At 63.2% G+C, this 21926-nt stretch carries 15 protein-coding genes and 1 tRNA gene; 10 read left to right on the top strand and 6 right to left on the bottom strand.

The features are described 5' to 3' along the window. Window positions 1-363, bottom strand: a 363-nt coding sequence (locus WBG82_RS13755) for an Ada metal-binding domain-containing protein (RefSeq protein ID WP_424425128.1), incomplete at its 3' end; no start/stop codon positions are given. Window positions 364-559: 196 nt separating this feature from the next. On the opposite strand from WBG82_RS13755, the gene WBG82_RS13750 reads away from it, so the two are divergent. The 5 genes from WBG82_RS13750 (at window position 560) to pstB (ending at window position 8446) form a co-directional block, all read left to right on the top strand. Continuing rightward, a complete protein-coding gene (locus tag WBG82_RS13750) occupies window positions 560-1891 on the top strand; it encodes a spinster family MFS transporter (RefSeq protein WP_424425126.1) in 1332 nt (443 codons plus the stop codon). Between the two features lie 214 nt (window positions 1892-2105). After that, window positions 2106-3071 (top strand): PstS family phosphate ABC transporter substrate-binding protein, encoded by a 966-nt coding sequence (locus tag WBG82_RS13745; protein WP_424425124.1) that lies wholly within the window; start codon window positions 2106-2108, stop codon window positions 3069-3071. A 112-nt stretch (window positions 3072-3183) separates the two neighbouring features. Beyond that, window positions 3184-5832, top strand: coding sequence for an ABC transporter permease subunit (locus WBG82_RS13740; RefSeq protein WP_424425122.1), 2649 nt, complete (start codon window positions 3184-3186; stop codon window positions 5830-5832). A 10-nt stretch (window positions 5833-5842) separates the two neighbouring features. After that, window positions 5843-7588, top strand: a complete 1746-nt coding sequence (pstA, locus tag WBG82_RS13735; protein ID WP_424425120.1) for a phosphate ABC transporter permease PstA — start codon at window positions 5843-5845, stop codon at window positions 7586-7588. Window positions 7589-7603: 15 nt separating this feature from the next. Continuing rightward, complete coding sequence (gene pstB, locus WBG82_RS13730; RefSeq protein WP_424425118.1) at window positions 7604-8446, top strand: phosphate ABC transporter ATP-binding protein PstB; 843 nt, start codon at window positions 7604-7606, stop codon at window positions 8444-8446. Window positions 8447-8600: 154 nt separating this feature from the next. Here the strand turns inward: pstB and WBG82_RS13725 are convergent, their stop codons facing one another. Further along, complete coding sequence (locus WBG82_RS13725) at window positions 8601-10025, bottom strand: OprO/OprP family phosphate-selective porin (protein WP_424425117.1); 1425 nt, start codon at window positions 10023-10025, stop codon at window positions 8601-8603. A gap of 373 nt (window positions 10026-10398) precedes the next feature. On the opposite strand from WBG82_RS13725, the gene WBG82_RS13720 reads away from it, so the two are divergent. Further along, a complete protein-coding gene (locus tag WBG82_RS13720; protein ID WP_424425115.1) occupies window positions 10399-12564 on the top strand; it encodes a GNAT family N-acetyltransferase in 2166 nt (721 codons plus the stop codon). After that, window positions 12548-13021 (top strand): ASCH domain-containing protein, encoded by a 474-nt coding sequence (locus tag WBG82_RS13715; RefSeq protein WP_424425113.1) that lies wholly within the window; start codon window positions 12548-12550, stop codon window positions 13019-13021. Before WBG82_RS13720 ends, WBG82_RS13715 begins: the two co-directional genes overlap by 17 nt. Before the next feature lie 268 nt (window positions 13022-13289). On the opposite strand, the gene WBG82_RS13710 is transcribed toward WBG82_RS13715, so the two are convergent. Beyond that, window positions 13290-13366: transfer RNA gene (locus tag WBG82_RS13710), tRNA-Arg, on the bottom strand. A gap of 298 nt (window positions 13367-13664) precedes the next feature. On the opposite strand from WBG82_RS13710, the gene WBG82_RS13705 reads away from it, so the two are divergent. Continuing rightward, window positions 13665-14174 (top strand): PAS domain-containing protein, encoded by a 510-nt coding sequence (locus tag WBG82_RS13705; protein ID WP_424425111.1) that lies wholly within the window; start codon window positions 13665-13667, stop codon window positions 14172-14174. Window positions 14175-14223: 49 nt separating this feature from the next. On the opposite strand, the gene WBG82_RS13700 is transcribed toward WBG82_RS13705, so the two are convergent. Next, the gene (locus WBG82_RS13700; RefSeq protein ID WP_424425109.1) at window positions 14224-15231 is read right to left on the bottom strand and encodes an ABC transporter ATP-binding protein; all 1008 of its coding nucleotides are present in this window, start codon (window positions 15229-15231) and stop codon (window positions 14224-14226) included. 231 nt (window positions 15232-15462) lie between these two features. Here WBG82_RS13700 and polA point away from each other — a divergent pair, with 231 nt between their 5' ends. Continuing rightward, a complete protein-coding gene (polA, locus tag WBG82_RS13695; RefSeq protein ID WP_424425130.1) occupies window positions 15463-18333 on the top strand; it encodes a DNA polymerase I in 2871 nt (956 codons plus the stop codon). A 74-nt stretch (window positions 18334-18407) separates the two neighbouring features. Continuing rightward, on the top strand, window positions 18408-18575 hold the full coding sequence (locus WBG82_RS13690; RefSeq protein WP_424425107.1) for a hypothetical protein: 168 nt from the start codon (window positions 18408-18410) through the stop codon (window positions 18573-18575). Between the two features lie 7 nt (window positions 18576-18582). On the opposite strand, the gene WBG82_RS13685 is transcribed toward WBG82_RS13690, so the two are convergent. Together WBG82_RS13685 and WBG82_RS13680 are read right to left on the bottom strand one after the other, a co-directional pair. Further along, window positions 18583-20076, bottom strand: a complete 1494-nt coding sequence (locus WBG82_RS13685; protein ID WP_424425105.1) for an acetyl-CoA hydrolase/transferase family protein — start codon at window positions 20074-20076, stop codon at window positions 18583-18585. A 75-nt stretch (window positions 20077-20151) separates the two neighbouring features. After that, window positions 20152-21765 carry a phosphoenolpyruvate carboxykinase gene (locus WBG82_RS13680; RefSeq protein ID WP_424425103.1) on the bottom strand — a complete coding sequence of 538 codons (1614 nt, stop codon included), beginning with the start codon at window positions 21763-21765 and terminating at the stop codon, window positions 20152-20154. Window positions 21766-21926: the final 161 nt, after the last annotated feature.

Here is a 21926-nt window from a genome sequence, read left to right as displayed (position 1 = left end):
GAGCTGGCGCGCGCCGAGGCCGACGCGGGCGGCGAGCGCCTCGACGCCATCCCTGTCGAGAGCGCCATCCTCGATAAGCCTGAGTGCCCGCGCGACGGCGGCCTGCGTGCCCGCCCAGGCGGGCGTTCCGGGCGCCGTCTCGGGCCGGCAGCGGAGGCAGGAGCGGAAGCCGAGCGCCTCCGCCGCAGCGGCGCTCGCGACGAAGTGGCAATGTTCCTTATGCGGCACGCGCGCCGGGCAGACCGGGCGGCAATAGATCCCGGTCGATGTGACGCAGACGAAGATGCGTCCGTCGAAGCGCGCATCCTTCGCCTGAATGATGCGGTAGCAGAAATCCGGATCGAGCTTTTCCGCGCTGGTCATGAATGGATACTAGACCCGCCGCGATAGCGCCGCTCGCCAAAAACGGACATGTCCATGGGCATGATGCGGGTCGCCTCTGCTGACAGAAATGTTCGGTTTTGCGGAGGGTTGCGAAAGCGCTCGCCGCTGTTAGGCTCGCAATCAGGACGGCAAACGGGCTGCGCGAGCGAAGACCCGGGCCGCGAGGGAGGAAATAATGACAGACCAGGTGAGCGGCGATGTCGTCGTTCGTGCCCGCGATGCCGGCATGACGCCGGCCTATCGCAACTATGCGCTGATAGTGCTGATGTTTGCCTATACGGCGAACTACGTTGATCGCCAGATTCTTTCGATCCTGCTTCAGCCGATCAAGCTCGAACTCGGATTGAGCGACACGCAGCTCGGCTTCCTCTCCGGCATCACCTTCGCGCTCTTCTATGCAACGCTCGGCATTCCGATCGCCATGTGGGCCGATCGCGGCAACCGCCGCAACATCATCACCCTCGCCCTGACGATCTTCTCCGGCATGACGGTCGTCTGCGGTTTCGTCACGAGCTTCGCCCAGCTCGCGCTCGCGCTCGCGCGCATCGGCGTCGGCGTCGGCGAGGCGGGGTCGAGCCCGCCCGCCCATTCCATGATCTCCGACATGTTCCCGCCGGAGAAGCGCGCCGCCGCCATGGGCGTTTATTCGCTCGGTATCAATATCGGCATCCTGATCGGTTTTCTCGTCGGTGGCTGGGTGAGCGAGTGGTATGGCTGGCGCGCGGCCTTCTATATCGTCGGCGTTCCCGGCCTTCTGATCGCGCTTCTGGTGCGCTTCACGCTGAAGGAGCCGGTGCGCGGAACGGCCGACGGTCTGACGGCGGAGGGCGCGGGCGCTGCCCCCGGCATCGGGGAAGTCTTCAGGCTCCTCTGGGCCCAGCGCTCCTTCCGTCACATCGCTTTCGGTTCCGCGCTCGCCGCCATGGGCGGCTATGCGGGCGTCACCTGGCTTCCGGCCTTCCTCGTGCGTTCCTTCGCCATGACGCCGGGCGAGATCGGCACGGCGCTCGCGCTCATCATCGGCTTTGCCGGCGGCCTCGGCACCTGGGCCACGGGCTATTTCGCCGACCGCCTCGGCAAGCGCGACGTGCGCTGGAACGTCTGGGTGGTCGCCATCGTCGTCGGCCTGAGCTTTCCGTTCTCGGTCGCTCTCTATCTGAGCGATGCGAAAATGGCGGCGCTCGCGATCTTCGTCTATCCGGCCTTTGCCGGCGCGGCCTATGTCGCGCCCTCTCTTGCGATGACGCAGGCGCTCGTCACCGTCCGCATGCGTGCTGCCGCCTCCGCCGTGCTCTTCCTCGTGCTCAATCTCATCGGCATGGGGCTCGGGCCCCAGCTCGCGGGCCTGCTCAGCGATCTCTATTCCGAAGCTTATGGGCAGGAATCGCTGCGCTATGCGCTTCTGACGATCTCGGTCGTCTGGATCTGGTCGGCCTTCCATTATGTTCTGGCCGCCCGCACCCTGAAGGACGACATCGAGCGCGCGCGTCTCCACGGTCTCAGATAGAGCCGCATCGCTCATCGGCGAATTGTGACGGCCGGGCATCGCCCGGCCGTTTTCTTTTGGCGCGGTCCCGCTGTCGCGCCCGCTGTCACGCCGACTGTCATGATTGCGTCGCAAATCCTTTGCACAGGCTTCACGGCGCGCCCGTAAGAACGCTTCCGGGGCGGGCAACACCGCCGCGTGCCAATCTTTCGTCCTTTCAGAAGGTCAAAAACTTATGAAGCGCATAGGATCATTCCTTGGCGCGCTTGCGGTCAGCCTGACGGCGACCAGCGCGTTCGCCATCGATATCGACAGCCGGTATCAGGCCTATCAGCCCACCGCCGGCGTCTCCGGCAGCCTGAAGTCCATCGGCTCGGACTCGCTCAACAATCTCATGACGCTCTGGGCCGAAGGCTTCAAGGCGATCTACCCCTCGGTGAAGATCGAGATCGAAGGCAAGGGCTCGTCCACCGCGCCGCCCGCCCTCATCGCCGGCACCGCGCAGATCGGTCCGATGTCGCGCCCGATGAAGGCCGCCGAGATCGACGCCTTCGAGCAGAAATACGGCTACAAGCCGACGCAGGTTCGCCTCGCCGTCGATACGCTCGCCGTCTTCGTCAACAAGGACAACCCGCTCTCCTGCATCTCGCTGACGCAGCTCGACGGCGTGTTTTCGAAGAGCCGCCTCTCCGGCTCGCCCGACATCGTGACCTGGGGCCAGCTCGGTCTCACCGGCGAATGGGCGTCCAAGCCGATCTCGCTTTTCGGCCGTAACTCCGCCTCGGGCACCTATGGCTACTTCAAGGAAGTCGCGATGGTGAACGGCGACTACAAGGACACGGTGAAAGAGCAGCCCGGCTCATCCGCCGTCGTGCAGGGCGTCGCCGCCGACAAGTTCGCCATGGGCTATTCCGGCATCGGCTACAAGACCGCCGACGTCAAGGCCGTGCCGGTCGCGGGCCGCGACGGCAAATGCCAGGAAGCCAATCAGCGCAACGCCTATACGGGCGCCTATCCGATCACGCGCTTCCTCTATGCCTATGTGAACAAGAACCCCTCGACGGCGCTCGATCCGCTGCGCGGTGAATTCCTGCGCTTCGTGCTGATGCAGGACGGGCAGAAGGACACGGTGAAGGACGGCTACTACCCGATGCCTTACGTCTTCGCTCAGGAAGAGCTGGCGAAGCTCGGCCTGAAGTGAGCTGCAGAGGCGGGCCGGCGGAACGATACGCCGGCCCGTCCACCTTCCGTTGCCGGCCGCTTCGGATCGTCCTTTCGGCTTCGCCGCATCCCAACCACGTGATTTTCCGCGCATGACCGACGCCGCCATCCCGAACCAACGCGAGCCCGGAGCAGGGCAGGAGACGAAGCGCCGCTCCGTCGTCTATACGCGCAGCAAGCAGACAAGGGCCTCCGTGCTCTGGATGGATCGCTTCGCCCGGCGCGCCATTTCCATCGGCGGCCTCTTTGTCATCTTCACCGTCTTCGCGATCATGTTCTTTCTCGTCTATGTGGCGATGCCGCTCTTCGGCGCGGGAAAGGTCGGCGAAGCGAAACGATATGCGCTCGACCAGACGAACGGGCACATCCTTTCCACCTCCATCGACGAATATCGCACACTCGGCCTCGAACTCGCCGGAGATGGAAAGGTCACAGTCTTTCACGCGCCGAGCGGCAGGAAGATCGCCGCCGCCGCCTTCGATTTCGGCGGCGCCGCGCCCGGCGCCTTCGCGCGCACCCTGCAGGGCGATGATGTTGCCTTCGGCTTTCCCGACGGGACCGTGCGTCTCGGCACGCTGGCGATAGACACCGCGGTCCTGCCGGCGAGCGCCGCGCCGTCAGCGCTCGAAAAACTCCCCAATGGCGATCGCAGCGATGGCGCCGCCGTCTACTCCGAAATTCCCGGCCGCCAGCTGCGCCGTCTCGCGCCGCGCCTCGCGCTCGAGGCGCCCGTTCAGGTCGCGCCCTCGGGCACGGCCATTCGCTTCCTCGACTACCGCGTCGGTGGCACGGCCGAGCGCCCGCTCAGAACCTTCGCCACCGTCGACGAGCACGGCACGGCGCGCCTCTCCACCGCCTACGCCCAAGTCAACATGATGACCGGCGAAACCTTGACGACAGTGTCGAACGTCGAGGTGCCGACAGGGCTCGCCGTCGGTGACATTGCCGCCATTCTCCTCAACACGCAGGGCAACCGCCTCCTCGTTGCGACGGCGGACGGCGCCATCCGCCGCTTCGATACGCGCGATCCCGCCCATGCGAAACTCGCCGAGACGGCGCGCCTTCTGCCGCAAGGCGTCCGGCCCACCGCGCTCGCCTATCTCAATGGCGAGAACTCCCTCATCGTCGCGGGCTCCGATCGCTCGCTCTCGATCTGGACGATGATCGACCGCAAATCCTCATCGACCAGCGACGGCGCCGTGCTGACGAAGATCCACGATCTCGGGCTCCAGCCCGCGCCGGTCGAGCGCCTCGCGGTCAGCCAGCGCACGCGCCTTTTCATCGGCGCTGACAGGGCGGGCGATGTCGCCCTCTATCATGCGACGACGGAACGGCGCGTCCTGTCGCTTCCCTCCGAAGGCGCGGCCGCGCCCGTCGAAACGCTGATCCTCGCGCCGCGCGACAATGGCGCGCTCGCCATCGGCAGGGACGGGGCGGCGCGCCTCTGGTCCTTCGACGTGCCGCATCCCGAAACGACGCTCGGATCGCTTTTCGGCAAGGTCTGGTACGAAGGCTATCCAGAACCCGGCTACACCTGGCAGTCGACATCCGGCACCGATAGCGCGGAACCCAAGCTCTCGCTCGTGCCGCTCATCTTCAGCACCATCAAGGGCGCGTTCTATTCGCTCGTCTTCGCCGTGCCGATCGCGCTTCTGGCCGCGATCTATACCTCGGAGTTCATGCATCTGCGCCTGCGCGCCGTGGTGAAGCCGCTGATGGAGCTCATGGCCTCGCTGCCCTCGGTCGTCATCGGCTTCGTCGTCGCGCTCGTTCTCTCGCCCATCGTCGAAAACTGGATCGCCGCCGTCGTCATCGCCTTCGGCGTCGTGCCGCTCGCGCTTATCGGTTCGGCCTTTCTCTGGCAGCTTCTGCCGCGCCCGCTCGCCCTCCGCCTCGACGGCGCGCCGAAGCTCGTCGCTTTCTTTGCTGCCCTTGCAGGCGCGATCTGGCTCACGCTCGCCATCTCTCCCCTTCTCGAGCACGCGCTCTTTGCCGGCGACTTCAAGGCCTGGACGACGGGCGCGGGCTCGGCGGCGCCTTTCCTCTTCCTCCTCGTTCTGCCCTTATCCCTCATCCTGGTCTTCGGCCTTTCAGGCCGCTTCTTCGGCCAGTCCTGGCGCGGGCGGCTGCGCGGCCGCGAATATCACGTGGCGGGCGCATGGGAGCTAGGCCGCTGGGTGGCGCTGACGCTGCTTTCGCTCGCCGTCGCGGCGGGCTTGGCGCAGCTCCTCGCAGGTGGCGGCTTCGATGCGCGCGGCGGCATCGTCGGCACCTATGTCCAGCGCAACACGCTGATCGCGGCTTTCGGCATGGCCTTCGCCGTCATCCCGATCATCTATTCGATTGCGGAAGATGCGCTCGGCGCCGTGCCCGAGCATCTGCGCGCCGCCTCGCTCGGTTGCGGCGCGACCAACTGGCAGACGGCGCGCTGGGTCATTCTGCCGACCGCGGGTTCGGGCATCTTCTCGGCGATCATGATCGGCCTCGGCCGCGCCGTCGGCGAGACGATGATCCTCGTCATGGCGACGGGCAACACGCCGATCATGGACTGGAGCCTTTTCAATGGACTTCGCGCGCTCTCCGCGAACATCAATGTCGAGCTGCCGGAGGCGGTGAAGGATTCGAGCCTCTATCGCACGCTCTTTCTCTGCGGGCTCGTCCTCTTCGTCATGACCTTCATCCTGAACACGCTTGCCGAGCTTGTTCGCCAGCGCTTCCGCAAGCGCGCGGCCCAGCTTTGAGGGAGGCGACATGGCCGAACTGGTTCAACCGATGGACGGTATCCTCGTGAACGGAAAGGCGGTAGGCCTGGCAGCCGTTCCGCGGCGCAGATCGAGCGACCTCACCGCCCGGGGCGAGCCCATGGTCTGGGCCATGGGCGGCTCGCTCGCCTTCGGCCTGATGATGATCGCGGGCTTCATGGGCCTCATCTTCTGGAGCGGCCTCACCGCCTTCTGGCCGAAGCCCGTCGAGGTCGTGACCCTGACGAGCGGCCGCATCATCGCCGGCGAGCCCCTGCGCACCGAAAGCTACAAGCCCGAGCCCGCGGCGCTCGCCGCCTTGCCCGCAAAGGCGCGCGCGGAGATCGAGGCGCATGGCGGGCATTCGAGCCGCACCCTCTATCATGTCGGCAATTTCGATTTCTATGGCGAGGATTTCGTCTGGGTGCCGGCCCTCGATGTGAAGTCGGTTTCGCGCCCCCGCGACATCATGCTGATCGAGCGCCAGGAATGGGGCGCGCTCATCGGCAAGGTGAAGTCGATTTCAGCCGATGGCAGAAAGATCGAGGCGCCCGACATGGCGACGCTCGACGCGGCGCAGCGACGCGCTCGCGCGCTTCGCGCAGAACGCATGTCGATCGAGAAGCACGAGATCGGCGGCATCAACCGCGAGCTGAACGATCTGCGCCTTTCCGTGCGTCGGGCCGAGCTCGATCATGGCGAGGGCTCGCCCGAGGCGCTGGCCGCTGCCGAACGGGCGGCCCGGGAGACGGCGCGGCTCAATGGCGAGTTCGCGCGCCTCTCGGCCAAGGTCTCCGCCATCCGCGAGAAGGAAGATGCGCTCACCGCTTCCGCCGCCGAGATCGGCGGCGAGACGCGCGAATTTCCCCTCGCCAATTTCGTCCGCTACTACGCCGCGAACGATCTCACCCTCGCGCGGAAGGCGGGGATCTATCTGGCGCGCTGGGGGGAGTTCCTCTCCGCCGAACCGCGCGAGGCGAATACGCAAGGGGGTGTCTGGCCGGCCATTTTCGGCACCTTCGTCATGACGGTGGTGATGAGCCTTCTCGTCGCGCCCTTCGGCATCGTCGCGGCCCTCTATCTGCGCGAATATGCAAGGCAGGGACGCATCGTCGCGCTCGTCCGCATCTGCGTGAACAATCTCGCCGGCGTGCCTTCCATCGTCTATGGAGTCTTCGGTCTCGGCTTCTTCGCCTATGTGCTCGGCGGCTCGATCGACGCGCTCTTTTTTCCCGAGCGCCTGCCGAGCCCGACCTTCGGGACGGGCGGCCTTCTCTGGGCCTCGCTCACCATGGCGCTGCTGACAGTGCCCGTCGTCATCGTCTCGACCGAGGAGGCGCTTGCGGCCGTGCCGCGCTCGATGCGTGAAGGCTCGCTCGCCTGCGGCGCCTCGAAATGGCAGACGATCAAATGGATTGTTCTTCCCCGCGCCATGCCCGGCATCATGACCGGCCTCATCCTGGCGATGGCGCGCGGCGCTGGCGAGGTCGCGCCGCTGATGATCGTCGGCGTGGTGAAGCTGGCGCCGGAGCTCCCCGTGGATGCGGTCTTCCCCTTCATCCATCTCGAGCGCTCGTTCATGCATCTCGGCTTCCACATCTATGACGTGGGCTTCCAGTCGCGCAATTCGGAGGCCGGCCGCTCCATGGTCTTCGTGACGGCGCTCGTGCTCATGGCGCTGGTGCTCGCGCTCAACACCGTCTCGATCAACGTCCGCAACCGGCTGAAGCGCAAATTCGCCGGCGACAAGTTCTGACAAGGGATCATTCCGATGGCAACAGCAGCGGCTCCGAGGCGCCGGTCGCCCGCATCGGGCGATGGCTTCGACCCGACCGTCTATCACCCGGTCGAGAGCGCGTCCGGCGCGGAAATCTCCATCCGCGATTTCAATCTCTGGTACGGCGCGTCGCAGGCGCTTCACAACATCTCCATGGAGATCCAGAAGGGCATGGTGACGGCGCTGATCGGCCCCTCTGGCTGCGGCAAGTCCACGCTTCTCCGCTCGCTCAACCGAATGAACGACCTCATCGACAATCTGAGCGTCGTGGGCGAGGTGCGGCTTTCCGGCGAGCCCGTCTTCGGCCCGCAGGTCGATGTGATCGCGCTCAGGAAGCGCATGGGCATGGTGTTCCAGAAGCCCAACCCGTTCCCCATGTCGATCGCCGAGAACGTCACCTATCCGCTGAAGGTGGACGGCGTCACCAACAGGAAGCTACTCGCCGAAGCCTGCGAACAGGCGCTGAAGGGAGCGGCTCTCTGGGACGAGGTGAAGGACCGCCTCAATGACAGCGCGCTCGGCCTTTCCGGCGGCCAGCAGCAGCGCCTCTGCATCGCACGCGCGATTGCGGGCAATCCCGAAGTGCTCCTCATGGACGAGCCCTGCTCCGCGCTCGACCCCATCGCCACCATGCGCATCGAGCAGCTCATCGAGGAGCTGAAATCGACCTACACTATCGTCATCGTCACTCACAACATGCAGCAGGCCGCGCGCGTCTCGGACAATACGGCCTTCATGTATCTCGGCCGGCTCATCGAATATGGCGAGACGAATGAGGTCTTCACAAAGCCCCTTTCGAGGCGCACGGAAGAATATGTGACCGGCCGCTTCGGCTGAGACGAAAGTTTCTCTCCCGCTGCTTCATTCCTCGCAGCGTCACTGGCCCCGCCCCTCCTTGGGCGGGGTCTTTTTTTGCCTGTGCGCAAGGTATGAAAAAACCCCGGCGGTTTCCCGCCGGGGTCTTCTTTCTGATGACCTTGCGAGGATCGGATCAGAAGGCGAATTGCAGGCGGGCGGCCACCGCGTCGTAATTGATGTTCTGGACCGCCGCGCCGCCGGTCGCGCGCCTGTCGACGCTCACATTGAGATATTCGACCATCGCGCGGACATTGTTGATCGGGTACCAGTTGAGGCCCACCGTGATGATGTCCTGCTTGCCGCCGGCGACGCCGCCATTGGCATTGGTGAGGTGGTCCTTGTAGTTGAGATCGGTCTGGCTGTAGCGCGCCGCCACTTCCCAGGCGCCGGTGCCGCCGCCGAAGGTGAAGGGGCTTGCGGGCTTCACGCCCTTATAGGCGGCGTCTTCCATCGAGTATTTGTACTCTTCGCCCGTGAGCACCCAGGACGCCTGCACATACCAGGAATTGAAGTCCGGGTCGGGCAGGGTGCCGATGCGGTCGATCTTGTAGGTGTAGTACTCGCCCTGCACCTTGACCGGGCCGTAATTCGCGGCGAGTTCCGGCCCGAAGACATAGGCGTTCTTTGCCGCGATGCTGCCCGTGTCGATGAGGCGCGAGGGATCGACGCGCAGTTCCGGCCGGTCGCGGAAGCGCACGCTGCCTGCCGTGCCGCCATTGGCGCTCGGGTCCATCGCATAGGTGCCGGAGAGGCCGAGATGCACGTTCGTCTTGGCTGCCGGCTTGAAGCGGTAGGCCGTGCGGCCGACGATGTTCGAGCCTTCGTTCGACGTGTTGGCCTGGCCGACCGTTTCGGTCGTGTAGAAGAGCGAGGCGTAGATGTTGTCGGTGTTGCCCTTGGCGCCGAAGGAGATGCGGCCGTCGCCCGCGCCGAGCGAGGTGGCGAGGTTCGAGGCGGTGGCGCGCTCGATGAAGGTGATGTCGTTGGAGGAGGTGACATCGTCGAGGCTCATCGGCGTCTTGATGGCGCCGGCCATGAGCGAGATGCCCTTGATGCCGTTATAGGAGAGATAGAGATCCTTGATGGTGCTGGCTTTCTCGTTGCCGCTGTCGCCCCACTGGAAGTTCATCTTGTAGCCCCAGTCGCGCAGGAACGTGCCTTCGGCGCCGAGTTCACCGCGGCGGAAGTTGGCGCCCGAGTTGAGGCCCGTGGACGAGGCGCCGAGGGTGTTGAGTTTGGCGCTGTCGGAATCGCTGATGTTGTAGGACCCCATGTCGAGATGCGCGCGACCGCGGATCGACATGGTGAAGAGCCCGTCGCCCGTGCGGAAGGTCGGCTTGCCGTCCTTGAAGTCGATCTGGACCGCTTCCTGTTTTTCCTTGATTTCCTTGATCTCGTTGCCCTGCGAGATCTGAAGATCGTCGAGCCGCTGCTGCAGGTCGATGATCTGCTGCTTCATCGTATTGATCTCGTTTTGCGAGCCGGCGAAGGCAGGGCCCGTGAGCATTGCCGCGGCACCGAGCGCGGTGCCCGCCAGCAGAATATTTCTCAACGTCATTCGACGTCTCCGTGTTGATAAATGAGCTTCTGTGCAGGATTGCGAGCCGCGAGCGATACTCACGACGCCCCCTGGCCAAGGCTCGTAACAGAGCGTTATGACGGTTCGGTTCTGTTTCGATGACAGGAAGATGACGGGCCCGGACTGTGGCCCTCATGCATCGGCGCTGAAGAAGATCTTATTAATCGCCACTTGACCAAGGAAGAAGAGCGTGAGGTCACCAGCATGGTGCGCAGCATATCGGCCTTGATTTTGATGGCCCCGAAATTGGATAGTAATTGTGAGAACGTACAGATGAAGCCGTTTGCATGGTGACTGACGATCAACGCACGGCGTCTGACACCCGCACTGCTGCTAAATCGGGGAGCAAGCGGTGAAGCGCTTAAATGTAATTATAGAGAAAGATCTTGGAGCGCTGACGGCGCTGCTCCCGGAGATTCAGTCGCTCGCCGACTCCGAAAAAGATAATGCCCTTGGCTTCCTGCCAGCTAAGGCTTTTGAAGATGCGATCGGACGCGGAAGATTGATCGCTGCCATCGTCGATGATCGTAAGTCCCGCAGTTTCGTAGGGTACCTTTTGCATAGCGGTGTATTTCCCAATGCAAAGGTTCAGCAGATCGCAGTAGTCGATACATTCCGAAAAGCAGGGGTGGCGTCGTCCCTTCTGAAAGCGCTTGTTTCGGAACTTGAACGTGCCGGCTTCCTATCCATCCAGGCGGATATCGCCTCCGATCTTCCGAACGCCCTTGCTTTCTATACTAAGAACGGCTTCGAGCCAGTACTCGAGCGCGCTGGGGGTAGGGCGCGCGGGCGCAAAATCGTTGTTCATTCGCGTCAACTTGACACCGACAATCTTTTCTCCTTCGCTGCGGCTCAAGCCGACCCGCAAATCGATCTTGGGATTCGGCACCGCAACCCCGGAGAAGTTCCGGTCTTTGCGTTTGACCTAAACGTGTATTTCGACCTTGTTAAGCAACGGGCTCAATCTAAACGGGCTCGCCGTTTATTTGGTGAGGCCTTGGGGCATACAATTCGTCTGGCAGTCGCGGATGAATTTGTTTCTGAGCTCCGAAGAACATCGAATGGCCCATCTGTTGACCCCGTCCTTCAAATGGCATTGCAGCTTCCAAGATTGCCGAAGCCCGATGCGTCTGCATTGGATCAGGTAGCTAACCAGATTTACGACATTGTATTCGTAAAGCGGAACGCCAAAGGGGTAGGTACAGATCAAGCCAGAAGTGATGCAAGGCACCTCGCCCATGCGGCCATTTCGCGTGCTGCGGCTTTTATCACTCGTGACGGTCCTATCCTGAATGCACGCAACGAGCTTCTTTCGACATTCGGAATTGACATTGCGACGGTTGAAGAAGTGCTGGACCTGTTGCCAGAGCCGATTAGCTCGGACGCGGTCGCGTTACGCGGCGATGGCTTTGAACTCAGCTCCATAGATAGTGCGCAGCTGGGGACATATTTCACGGAAGTGGGCGTACCAACCTCCGCCATTGCGGAATTTGTAAAGCTGGATGCATCGGCGGAGTTCATCCAGCGCCGCGCGGTTCGATGTGATGAACGTGTCGTCGCAGCCGGGGTAGTTCATGTCCCGAAAGGCGTCGATCCTACTGCACGCATGATCGTGCATGTCCGAAGTGAGCACCATGATGCCGAACTGTTTGCGGATCATCTGCTTGGCACGCTCATACGCACCTCAAGTGTGCGTGCGCCTATCGTGATTGAGTTGGCCCATCTTCCGGGACAATCGATCGTTAACAAGTTGGCCGCTGCGCGTGGTTTTCAACGACATGCAAATTCGTCGACTTTCGCAAAGATCGCGGTTGGCAGACCCTGTTCTGTGAGTACGTGGCCTGCTGTGGTTCAACAGGTGCGTCGACGAACGGGGCTTATCCTGCCGAATGTGTTGCCCTTCACGTCGGCTGGTAAAGAGATTGATATTCAGACTGCCAAGGGGGTAACAGCTCGGATCAATCCGGCCTCTTTGGAAGATCTGCTTAGTCCAACCCTCCTAGTTTGGCCGGGGCGAGACGGTGTCATCGTTCCCATCACTCACACATACGCCGACGAGTTGCTGGGAACGGGGGTCCAGTCCAATCTGCCGTTTATCGTTAACCGCGATGCAGCATTTCTATCGCTGCGGGGCTACGTCAACTCGCCACGAACTGCCGGAAACATGCGGGTTGGCGCTCCGATCATTTTCTACGAATCCAAGGGGAAAGGTAGTGGGCGAGGAGCTGCTGTGGCCGTGGCACGGATCGTTAATTCGATTGTGGTTCCCAAATCGCAGTTGAACCCTAAATCCGACAAGCGGTTGGTGATCGATACCGCCGATGGGTTCTCTGCAACCGACAATGTGCTTTTGACCACTTTTGACAACCTTATGGTGTTCCCTGCGCCGGTGGCATTCGACGCGTTGAAGCGCTTTGGTGCCGTCGGTCCCACCAACCTTGTATCTGCCGTCTCGCTTTCAAGTGAGAAAATTGACTCCATTCTCACCTGCGCGTGGTCCAATGGCAAAATTCAGTGAAGCAATTATCTCGATCCGCCCCGCCTTCGCAGAGGCCATTCTATCGGGCAGAAAAACAGTCGAGCTTCGCCGTCGTATTCCTCCTATAGAGGTCGGCGCTCGTCTGTGGATTTACGCGACGCGGCCCGCTGCTTCGATCGTTGGCGTCGCAATCATAGACACTATCTTTCGGGGGACTCCTCAAGCTGTATGGGAAACATACTCTGATCGCATTGCGATCAACCGCGACGACTTCGATAGCTATTTTGAAGGTGCGCGAGAAGCCATCGGAATTCGGCTTTCGAGGGTTCAACGCATGCAGCCCATCAACATAGAGCAATTGCGCATCTGGAAAGAGGGCTTTCACCCGCCGCAGGTACTAGCTCGCATCACGGCGTCGGAAGCTAAACGTCTTCGTCAAATGAGTTCGTTTGATAAGGAAGATGTAGGCAATGTGGTGCGCCTTTTGCGAGCGTGACCCATCGACTATTGGTGTTCATAGCACCCATTCGCTTCTCACCGCCCGCTCTCTACAGCCCTGTTTGGAGAGCGCGAGAGGGGGCCGTGGAAAGCGAACCCACCCTCAGCGCTTCATCTCTAACTCTCTAGAGAGGCGGACAAAGGGCCGTGGCAGTGATCGAATCTGTGGAAAACATCGGCAGGAATTGGCTGATAGAGCGTGCTACCCTGGCGCTACCCAGAGCATTTCCATCCATGTGGAGGCCCGTCTTAGTCATTGGAAGTAGTGGCGCACCCGACACGATTCGAACGTGTGACCTCTGCCTTCGGAGGGCAGCGCTCTATCCAGCTGAGCTACGGGTGCCGCGCCGGGCCTCGGGAAAGGCCCTCTTCGATGGGGCGCAAATTAGATGAAACGGAACGCCCTGACAATCCGCCGTGACGCCCGCCCCGAAACCTGGCGCGCCGCATGTTTCGCGCGCCCCGGGTGCGGGGGCCTCCGGCCCTATCCTACGCGCCGTTCCGGCCGAAACCGGCGCGAATCGGCACGAGGATCGGCCGAAATGCGCCAGGGCGCCTGCTTGGCGCTCCCTGCGAATTGATCTATACGGATCGGGATGTTTGGCCGCCCTCGCGCGGCCGGGGGCGGGTTTGGGAAGTTCATGTCGGCGCATCATCTGCGGCTATCTCCTTTCGACGTCTATATCGATCCGCTGCTTGAGCTCCAGGACCGCCGCCTTCGCGAGCTTTTCGCCTATTGGAACGAGAAGCGGTCGGGCCGCCCAATGCCTGCGCGCGCCGATGTGAACCCCGGCGACATTGTGAGCCACCTGCCCTCCGTCTTCCTGATCGGGGCCGAGCCCCCGGCGGTGACGCCCAGGGATTTTCATGTCCGGCTGATGGGCACGGCCCTCAACGAGCTTTTCGCCCGCGATTTCACGGGCCGCAGCCTTGCCGACGGCCTGTCGGACAAGGCCGCCTCGGCCGCCGCCAAGGTGCTCGCCATCGTCTGCGAATTGCGCCGTCCCCTCCGCCTCCACGGGGCCGCGCAGTTTGGCGACGATCATGCCGCGACCGAAATCGAGCTTGTTTGCCTGCCGCTCTCAGTCGGCGGCGCGCATGTCGGCATGACGATGGGCGAACTGGTGAAGCGGGCCTCGCCGCTGGGCTAGAGCGTCTCCGGCGTCTCCGGCCTCGCCGGCGTCCCCGGCCTCGCCAGCCTCAGTGAGACGAGGTGAGCTGGAGGAACACGTCTTCGAGGTCCGATTCTTCCGTCGAGATATCGACGATCTCGAGCCCTCGCGCCCGCACCCGGTCGAGAATGTCCATGACGCTCGCCTCGAGCGGATTGTACTGGACGGAGAGCGCGCCCGATTGGGTGATCTCGGTTCTGAGCCCCTCCATCGCCGCCATTTCTGGCGTCACGGGCCGGGCCGTCCGCATGATGAGCTTCTTGTCGGTGATGCGCGCGATGAGCCGCTGCGTCGGCTCGCAGGCGACGAGCTGCCCCTTGTCGATGATGGCGATGGTGTCGCAGAGCGCTTCGGCTTCCTCGAGATAATGCGTCGTGAGCACGATCGTCGTGCCCTGCTCATGGAGCGATTTCACATAGTCCCAGAGCTGCTTGCGAAGCTCGATATCGACGCCCGCCGTCGGCTCGTCGAGCACGAGCACGGGCGGATTGTGCACCATCGCCTTCGCGACGAGGAGGCGGCGCCTCATGCCGCCCGAAAGCGTCCGCGCATAGGCGTCGGCCTTGTCCTCCAGGCCCATGGCGCGCAGGATTTCCATCGTCCGGCGTTCGCGCTTGGGCACGCCATAAAGCCCGGCCTGCAGCTCCAGCACCTCGGCGGGAGTGAAGAACGGGTCGATGTTGAGTTCCTGCGGCACGACGCCGATCGCCGCCCGCGCCTGACGCGGATTGACGTCGATATCGAAGCCCCAGACCGAGGCCGAGCCGGAGGTCTTGATGACGAGGCCGGCGAGAATGTTGATGAAGGTCGATTTGCCCGCGCCATTGGGGCCGAGCAGCCCGAAGATCGAGCCGCGCGGCACGGCGAGATCGATGCCCCTGAGCGCCTCTTTCGCGGGCTGGCCGCCGCTCGCGCGATAGACCTTGCGCAGGCCGCGCGCCTCGATCGCGTTTCCGGTCTCGTTTCCGGGCGCGGGCTCCGGCGGAACGGCGGCCCTGGCGGAATAAGCGGGATCGGCGGGAATGATTTCGGCCATCGAGAAGGCTCTTTATCGTGTGCGGGCTCTTTTGTGCGCGGCGTTCCGAGTTGGTATCATCCGCCTCGCAACAGCGTCAAATCGTCCGGTCTCGCGTTCCGCCGCATCCCTGCATCCCGCAGGCGCGGCGTTCCCTGAAAACCCGCATCGGCGCTCGACCACTGATACTGATAAAGGAAGGCAAACGGCGTGGCGAAGAGCGAAGCCCCTCAAAACATTGCGGAAAGACCCCTGAAGAAGGGCGACCATCTCTTTCTGGTCGATGGCTCGGGCTATATCTTCCGCGCCTATCACGCGCTGCCGCCCCTGTCGCGAAAGTCCGACGGCCTGCCCACGGGCGCCGTCGCCGGCTTCTGCAACATGCTCTACAAGCTGATCAAGGACACGAAGGACGAGTTCGAGCCCACTCATCTCGCCGTCATTTTCGATGCCTCCGGCACGACCTTCCGCAACGATATCTATCCGCAATACAAGGCCCATCGCCCGCCGCCGCCCGAGGACCTCATTCCCCAGTTTGCGCTTGTGCGCGATGCCGTGCGCGCCTTCTCTGTCCCCTCGATCGAGATGATGGGCTACGAGGCCGACGACCTCATCGCCACCTATGCGCGCCAGGCGCATGAGGCGGGTGCGCGCGTCACCATCGTCTCTTCCGACAAGGACCTGATGCAGCTCGTCAATGACCGCGTCGACATGCTCGACACGATGAAGCTGAAGTCGATCGGCCGCGACGAGGTGATCGCGAAATTCGGCGTGCCGCCGGACAAGGTGGTCGATGTGCAGGCCCTTGCCGGCGACAGCGTCGACAATGTGCCCGGCGTGCCCGGCATCGGCATCAAGACGGCGGCCGAACTCGTCAATCAGTATGGCGACCTTGAAACGCTGCTCTCCCGCGCGAGCGAGATCAGGCAGCCCAAGCGCCGCGAAAATCTCATCGCCAATGCCGAGATCGCGCGCATATCGAAAAGGCTCGTGACCCTCGATGACGATGTGCCGGTCGATGTGCCGATCACGACGATGGGGCTTCACGATCCCGACCCGGCGACGCTGATCGGCTTCCTGAAGGATATGGAGTTCACGACACTGACGCGCCGCGTGGCCGAGCACTTCGGCGTCGATATGGACAAGATCGCAGCCTCGGGCGCCCATCCCGTGCGAAAGGAAGGGGCGGAGAAATCCGCTCCGGCCCGCAAGGACGATGCGGCGTCTCCGCGCGGCGGCGTTCCGGGCATCGTGAAGCCCGGCATCGACCGTCCGTTCGACGAGGCGAAATATTTGGCGGTGACGACGCTTGCCGAGCTTGAGGGCTGGGTCGCGCGCGCGCGGGAGGCGGGCGTCGTTGCGGTCGATACCGAGACGGATTCGCTCGATCCCATGCTCGCGCGCCTCGTCGGCTTTTCGCTCGCCATCGAGCCGGGCGAAGCCTGCTATGTGCCGCTTCAGCACGGAAATGGCGGCGGGCTCGATCTCGACAATGCCGCAGCCCATGCGCAGATGCCGCTCCGCGACGCGCTCGCGGCGCTGAAGCCGCTGCTCGAGGACCCTTCCATTCTCAAGGTCGGGCAGAACATCAAATATGATCTCATCGTCTTCGCGCAGCACGGGCTCAGGGTCGACGCGATCGACGACACCATGCTGATGTCCTATGCGCTCGATGCCGGGCTCCACGGGCACGGCATGGACGAGCTTTCCGAACTGCATCTGGGGCACAAGCCCATCGCCTTCTCCGAGGTCGCAGGCACCGGCAAGGCGCAGATCACATTCGATCAGGTGCCGGTGGACAAGGCCGTCGCCTATGCGGCGGAAGATGCCGATGTGACGCTCAGGCTCTGGCATGTACTGAAGCCGCGTCTCGTCGCGGAGGGCCGCACCACCGTCTATGAAACGCTGGAGCGGCCGCTCGTACCCGTTCTGGTCGCCATGGAGCGCGCGGGCGTCAAGGTCGATCGCAATGTGCTTGCGCGCCTCTCGGCCGACTTCGCGCAGAAGATGGCGGAATATGAGGAGGACATCTATCGCCTCGCGGGGGAGCGCTTCAACATCGCCTCGCCCAAGCAGCTCGGCGAAATCCTCTATGACCGGATGGGGCATGAGGGCGGCAAGCGGACGAAGACGGGCGCCTGGTCGACCGATGCCGATGCGCTCGAAGCACTCGCCGTTCAGGGCCATGCCCTGCCGCGCGCCGTGCTAGACTGGCGCGGCCTGTCGAAGCTGAAAAGCACCTATACGGACGCGCTTCCTTCCTTCATCCATCCCGACACGGGCCGCGTGCACACGAATTACGCGCTGGCCTCGACGACCACGGGGCGTCTTTCATCGAGCGACCCCAATCTTCAGAACATCCCCGTCCGCACCGATGACGGCCGCAAGATCAGAACGGCCTTCGTCGCGGAGAAGGGCAACAGGCTCGTCTCTGCCGATTACAGCCAGATCGAGCTACGCCTACTCGCTCATATCGCCGACATCGACGCGCTGAAGAAAGCCTTCTCCGACGGGCTCGATATTCACGCCATGACCGCATCGGAAATGTTCGGCGTGCCGGTCGAAGGCATGGACCCGGCCGTGCGCCGCCGCGCCAAGGCGATCAATTTCGGCATCATCTACGGTATTTCGGCTTTCGGCCTCGCCAACCAGCTCGGCATTTCGCGCCAGGAGGCGGGCGAATATATCGAGCGCTATTTCAAACGCTTCCCCGGCATTCGCGCCTATATGGAAGCGACGAAGGAGCAGGCGCACCAGCTCGGCTATGTCGAGACGGTTTTCGGCCGCCGCGTGCATATCCCCGCGATCAATTCCAGGAACCCGGCCGAGCGCGCCTTCATGGAGCGCGCCGCGATCAACGCGCCCATTCAGGGTTCGGCCGCAGACATCATTCGCCGCGCAATGATCCGCATGCCTGTGGCGCTTGCCGAAGCCAAGGTCGCCGCGCGCATGCTGCTCCAGGTTCACGACGAACTGATCTTCGAGGTGCCGGAGGACGAGGCGGAAAAGACCTGCAAGCTCGTCGCCAGCGTCATGGCGTCGGCGCCGGAGCCGGCCGTCAAGCTCTCGGTTCCGCTCGATGTCGACGCCCGCGCCGCGGGCAACTGGGACGAGGCGCATTGATCGCGGGGGGACGCCCTTGGGATTCCCTGCCGTCGACCCCATCTAAAACGGGTCGTACCACGGAGGTGTCCATTGTGAAGCGTGAAAAGGCCAAGAAGCCGGCGGCTGCGAAAAAAGCCGCCAAGGCGAGTGCACTCGTCGATCTGGCGGGCGAGGGAACCTTTCCCGCCAGCGATCCGCCCGCCTGGACGCCGACCCATGTCGGCAAGCCGGCGGAAACGCGGGCGGCCAGAAAGCCCTGAAGGCGGCTCAGCCCGGCAGCATCGTGCCGCGTTCAGAGAGCGCCATGTGCCAGGAAAGCGCCTCCTCGATCACATGCGGCGTGTGCCCGCCGCGCGCGAGCGCGCGCTTGTAGTAGTCGGCGAGCCGGTCGCGATAGAGCGGATGGGCGCAGTTGGCGATGATGAGCGCCGCGCGTTCGCGTGGCGCAAGCCCGCGCAGATCGGCAAGCCCCTGCTCCGTGATCAGAATATCGACATCATGCTCTGTGTGGTCGACATGGGAGACCATCGGCACCACGCTCGAGATTTTCCCTTCCTTGGCAATCGACTTGGTGACGAAGATCGAGAGATAGCCGTTGCGCGCGAAATCGCCCGAACCGCCAATGCCGTTCATCATCTGTGTGCCGCCTATATGGGTGGAGTTGACATTGCCATAGATGTCGAACTCGATCGCCGTGTTGATGCAGAGCACGCCGAGCCTGCGCACGACCTCCGGGTGATTGCTGATCTCCTGCGGGCGGAGGAGGAGCCTCTGCTTGTAATCGCCGATATTCGGCATGACCTCGCGATATTTCTCCGCCGAGAGCGTGATGGATGAGCCCGAGGCGAAGACGAGCTTGCCCGCATCGAAGAGATCGAAGGTCGAATCCTGCAGGACTTCCGAATACATCTTAAGGTCGTGAAAAGGCGAGGCGATGAGCCCGTGCAGCACCGCATTGGCGACGGAGCCGATGCCCGCCTGAAGCGGCCTCAGATCGCTTCCCATCCGGCCCTTTTTCACCTCATGGCCGAGGAAGTCGATGAGATGGCCCGCAATGGCGCGCGTCCCCTCGTCGGGCGGCGAGACTTTCGCCGAACTGTCGAGCTTCTCGGTGATGACGATGGCCGCGATCCTCTCCGGCGGGATGTGGATATAGGGCAGGCCCACCCGGCTTTCCGGCGCGATCACGGGAATGGGCTCGCGATGCGGCCGCTTCGTCGGGATGTAGATGTCGTGAAGACCCTCGAGGAGAAGCGGCTGCGAGAGGTTGATCTCGACAATGACCTTGGGCGCGAGAATGGCGAAGCTCGCCGAATTGCCGACGGAGGTGGTCGGGATGATGCCGCCCGTCTCGGTGATGGCGACCGCCTCGACGATGGCGATGTCGACTTCGGGAATCTGATGCGTGCGCAGAAGCTCGACCGTTTCGGAAAGATGCTGGTCGATGAACATGACCTCGCCCGCATTGATCGCCTTGCGGAGCCCCGGGTCCGACTGGAAGGGCAGGCGGCGCGCCAGCACATGCGCCTCGGCGAGCGTCTTGTCGAGATCGTTGCCGAGCGAGGCGCCCGTCATGAGCGTGATCTTCAGCGGCTCACGTTTGGCGCGTGCGGCAAGCGCCAGCGGCACGGCCTTCGCCTCGCCTGCCCGCGTGAAGCCGCTCATGCCGATGGTCATGCCGTCGCGAATGAGAAGGGCGGCTTCCTCCGCGCTGACGATCCTGTCATGCAGTTCCTTGTTGCGTATGCGATCCCTGTACATGGCTACTCACCCTGAAAAGCAGAAAAGCCCGGACCTTGAGGCCCGGGCTTTTCGCAAACTGCGCTGAAAGCGCGATCACTCGGCGGCGCGCTTGGCCGTCGGGGCGGCGGCGCGCACGTCGGGATCGACGTGATCCTCGAACTTGGCGAAATTCTCGATGAACATCTTCACGAGCTTCTGCGCCTGCGCGTCATAGCCGGCCTTGTCGGCCCATGTGTCGCGCGGGTTGAGGATCTTCGTGTCGACGCCCGGAACGCTGACCGGGACCTCGAAGCCGAAATTCGGATCGGTGCGGAACTCGACATGCGAGAGCGAACCGTCGAGCGCGGCGGCGAGCAGCGCGCGCGTCGCCTTGATCGGCATGCGGTTGCCGACGCCATAGGCGCCGCCCGTCCAGCCCGTGTTGACGAGCCAGCAATCGACCTTGTGCTCGGCAATGAGCGCGCGCAGCAGGTTGCCGTACTCGGTCGGATGGCGCGACATGAAGGGCGCGCCGAAGCAGGTGGAGAAGGTCGCCTCGGGCTCCGTCACGCCCTTTTCGGTGCCGGCGACCTTGGCCGTGTAGCCGGAAAGGAAGTGATACATGGCCTGGCTCGGCGTCAGCCTGGCGATGGGCGGCAGCACGCCGAAGGCGTCGGCCGTCAGCATGATGATGTTGCTCGGATGGCCGCCGGTGCCGGTCGCGCTCGCATTCGGGATGAAGGAGAGCGGGTAGGCGCCACGGCTGTTCTCGGCGAGCGCGGCGCTGTCGAGATCGAGCTCGCGCGTTGTCTCGTCCATCACCACGTTTTCGAGCACGGTGCCGAAGCGCTGCGTCACCGCGTAGATTTCCGGCTCGGCCTCGGCCGAGAGCTTGATCATCTTCGCATAGCAGCCGCCTTCGAAATTGAAGACGCCGTTCTCCGACCAGCCATGCTCGTCATCGCCGATGAGCGTGCGGCTCGCATCGGCCGAGAGCGTGGTCTTGCCGGTGCCCGAAAGGCCGAAGAAGATCGCCGTGTCGCCCTTGGCGCCGATATTGGCCGAGCAGTGCATCGGCATGACGCGCTTGGGCGGCAACTCGTAGTTCAGCATCGAGAAGACGGACTTCTTGATTTCGCCGGCATAGGAGGTGTTGGCGATCAGCACGATCCGCTTGGTGAAGTCGCAGGCGATGACCGTCGAGGTGCGAACGCCGTACTTCGCCGGGTCCGCAACGAAGCTCGGCAGGTCGATGATCGTGAATTCGGGAAGGAAGTCGTCGAGTTCTTCCGGCTTCGGCTCGATCAGCAGGTTCTGGATGAAGAGCGAGTGCCAGGCATATTCGGAATAGACGCGGGTCGCGAGGCGATGGGTCTTGTCGGCGCCGCCGAAGAGATCCTGAATGAAGAGCTCCTTGCCCTCGGCGTGCTTCAGCATGTCCTGGTGGAGGAGGTCGAAGGCTTCCGACGTCATCGACTTGTTGTTGTCCCACCAGACGGACTTTTCGGTGTTCGCGTCGCGGACGATGAACTTGTCCTTCGCGGAACGGCCGGTGTGAACGCCGGTCTTGACGACGAGGGGCCCGTTCGCGGCGACCATGCCTTCGCCCCGGCGGATTGCTTCCTCGTAGAGGGCGGCCGGCCGGTAGTTCCAGTGGGCGGCGGCCAGATTTTTGAAGCCGCTTTTATCGACTCCGTATTTGCTGATGTAGGGCCCGGTCTGTTTCACACCTTCTCTCCTGTGCTGCTCGTGAGGCTGGGGCCTTTGCCCATATGGGGCTGGCTTGCCTGGCTTGAACGCCCGGGACGGAAAAATTTTCTCCCGTCATCGGGGGCCATCCGGGGCCGCCGGTCTCACTGCCTCCTGAATCTTTGCTGAACTGGTTTCTC

Source organism: Parvibaculum sp., from assembly GCF_049671045.1.
Taxonomy (GTDB): domain Bacteria; phylum Pseudomonadota; class Alphaproteobacteria; order Parvibaculales; family Parvibaculaceae; genus Parvibaculum.
The sequence above is the reverse complement of the archived record's forward strand: the minus strand, read 5'-3'. Positions and strand labels throughout refer to the sequence as shown.

Excerpts from the sequence above, each read along its gene's own strand:
- WBG82_RS13750 (WP_424425126.1), top strand. The coding sequence starts at position 560 with ATGACAGACCAGGTGAGCGGCGATGTCGTCGTTCGTGCCCGCGATGCC.
- WBG82_RS13745 (WP_424425124.1), top strand. The coding sequence starts at position 2,106 with ATGAAGCGCATAGGATCATTCCTTGGCGCGCTTGCGGTCAGCCTGACG.
- WBG82_RS13740 (WP_424425122.1), top strand. The coding sequence starts at position 3,184 with ATGACCGACGCCGCCATCCCGAACCAACGCGAGCCCGGAGCAGGGCAG.
- pstA (WP_424425120.1), top strand. The coding sequence starts at position 5,843 with ATGGCCGAACTGGTTCAACCGATGGACGGTATCCTCGTGAACGGAAAG.
- pstB (WP_424425118.1), top strand. The coding sequence starts at position 7,604 with ATGGCAACAGCAGCGGCTCCGAGGCGCCGGTCGCCCGCATCGGGCGAT.
- WBG82_RS13725 (WP_424425117.1), bottom strand. The coding sequence starts at position 10,025 with ATGACGTTGAGAAATATTCTGCTGGCGGGCACCGCGCTCGGTGCCGCG.
- WBG82_RS13715 (WP_424425113.1), top strand. The coding sequence starts at position 12,548 with ATGGCAAAATTCAGTGAAGCAATTATCTCGATCCGCCCCGCCTTCGCA.
- WBG82_RS13705 (WP_424425111.1), top strand. The coding sequence starts at position 13,665 with ATGTCGGCGCATCATCTGCGGCTATCTCCTTTCGACGTCTATATCGAT.
- WBG82_RS13700 (WP_424425109.1), bottom strand. The coding sequence starts at position 15,231 with ATGGCCGAAATCATTCCCGCCGATCCCGCTTATTCCGCCAGGGCCGCC.
- WBG82_RS13685 (WP_424425105.1), bottom strand. The coding sequence starts at position 20,076 with ATGTACAGGGATCGCATACGCAACAAGGAACTGCATGACAGGATCGTC.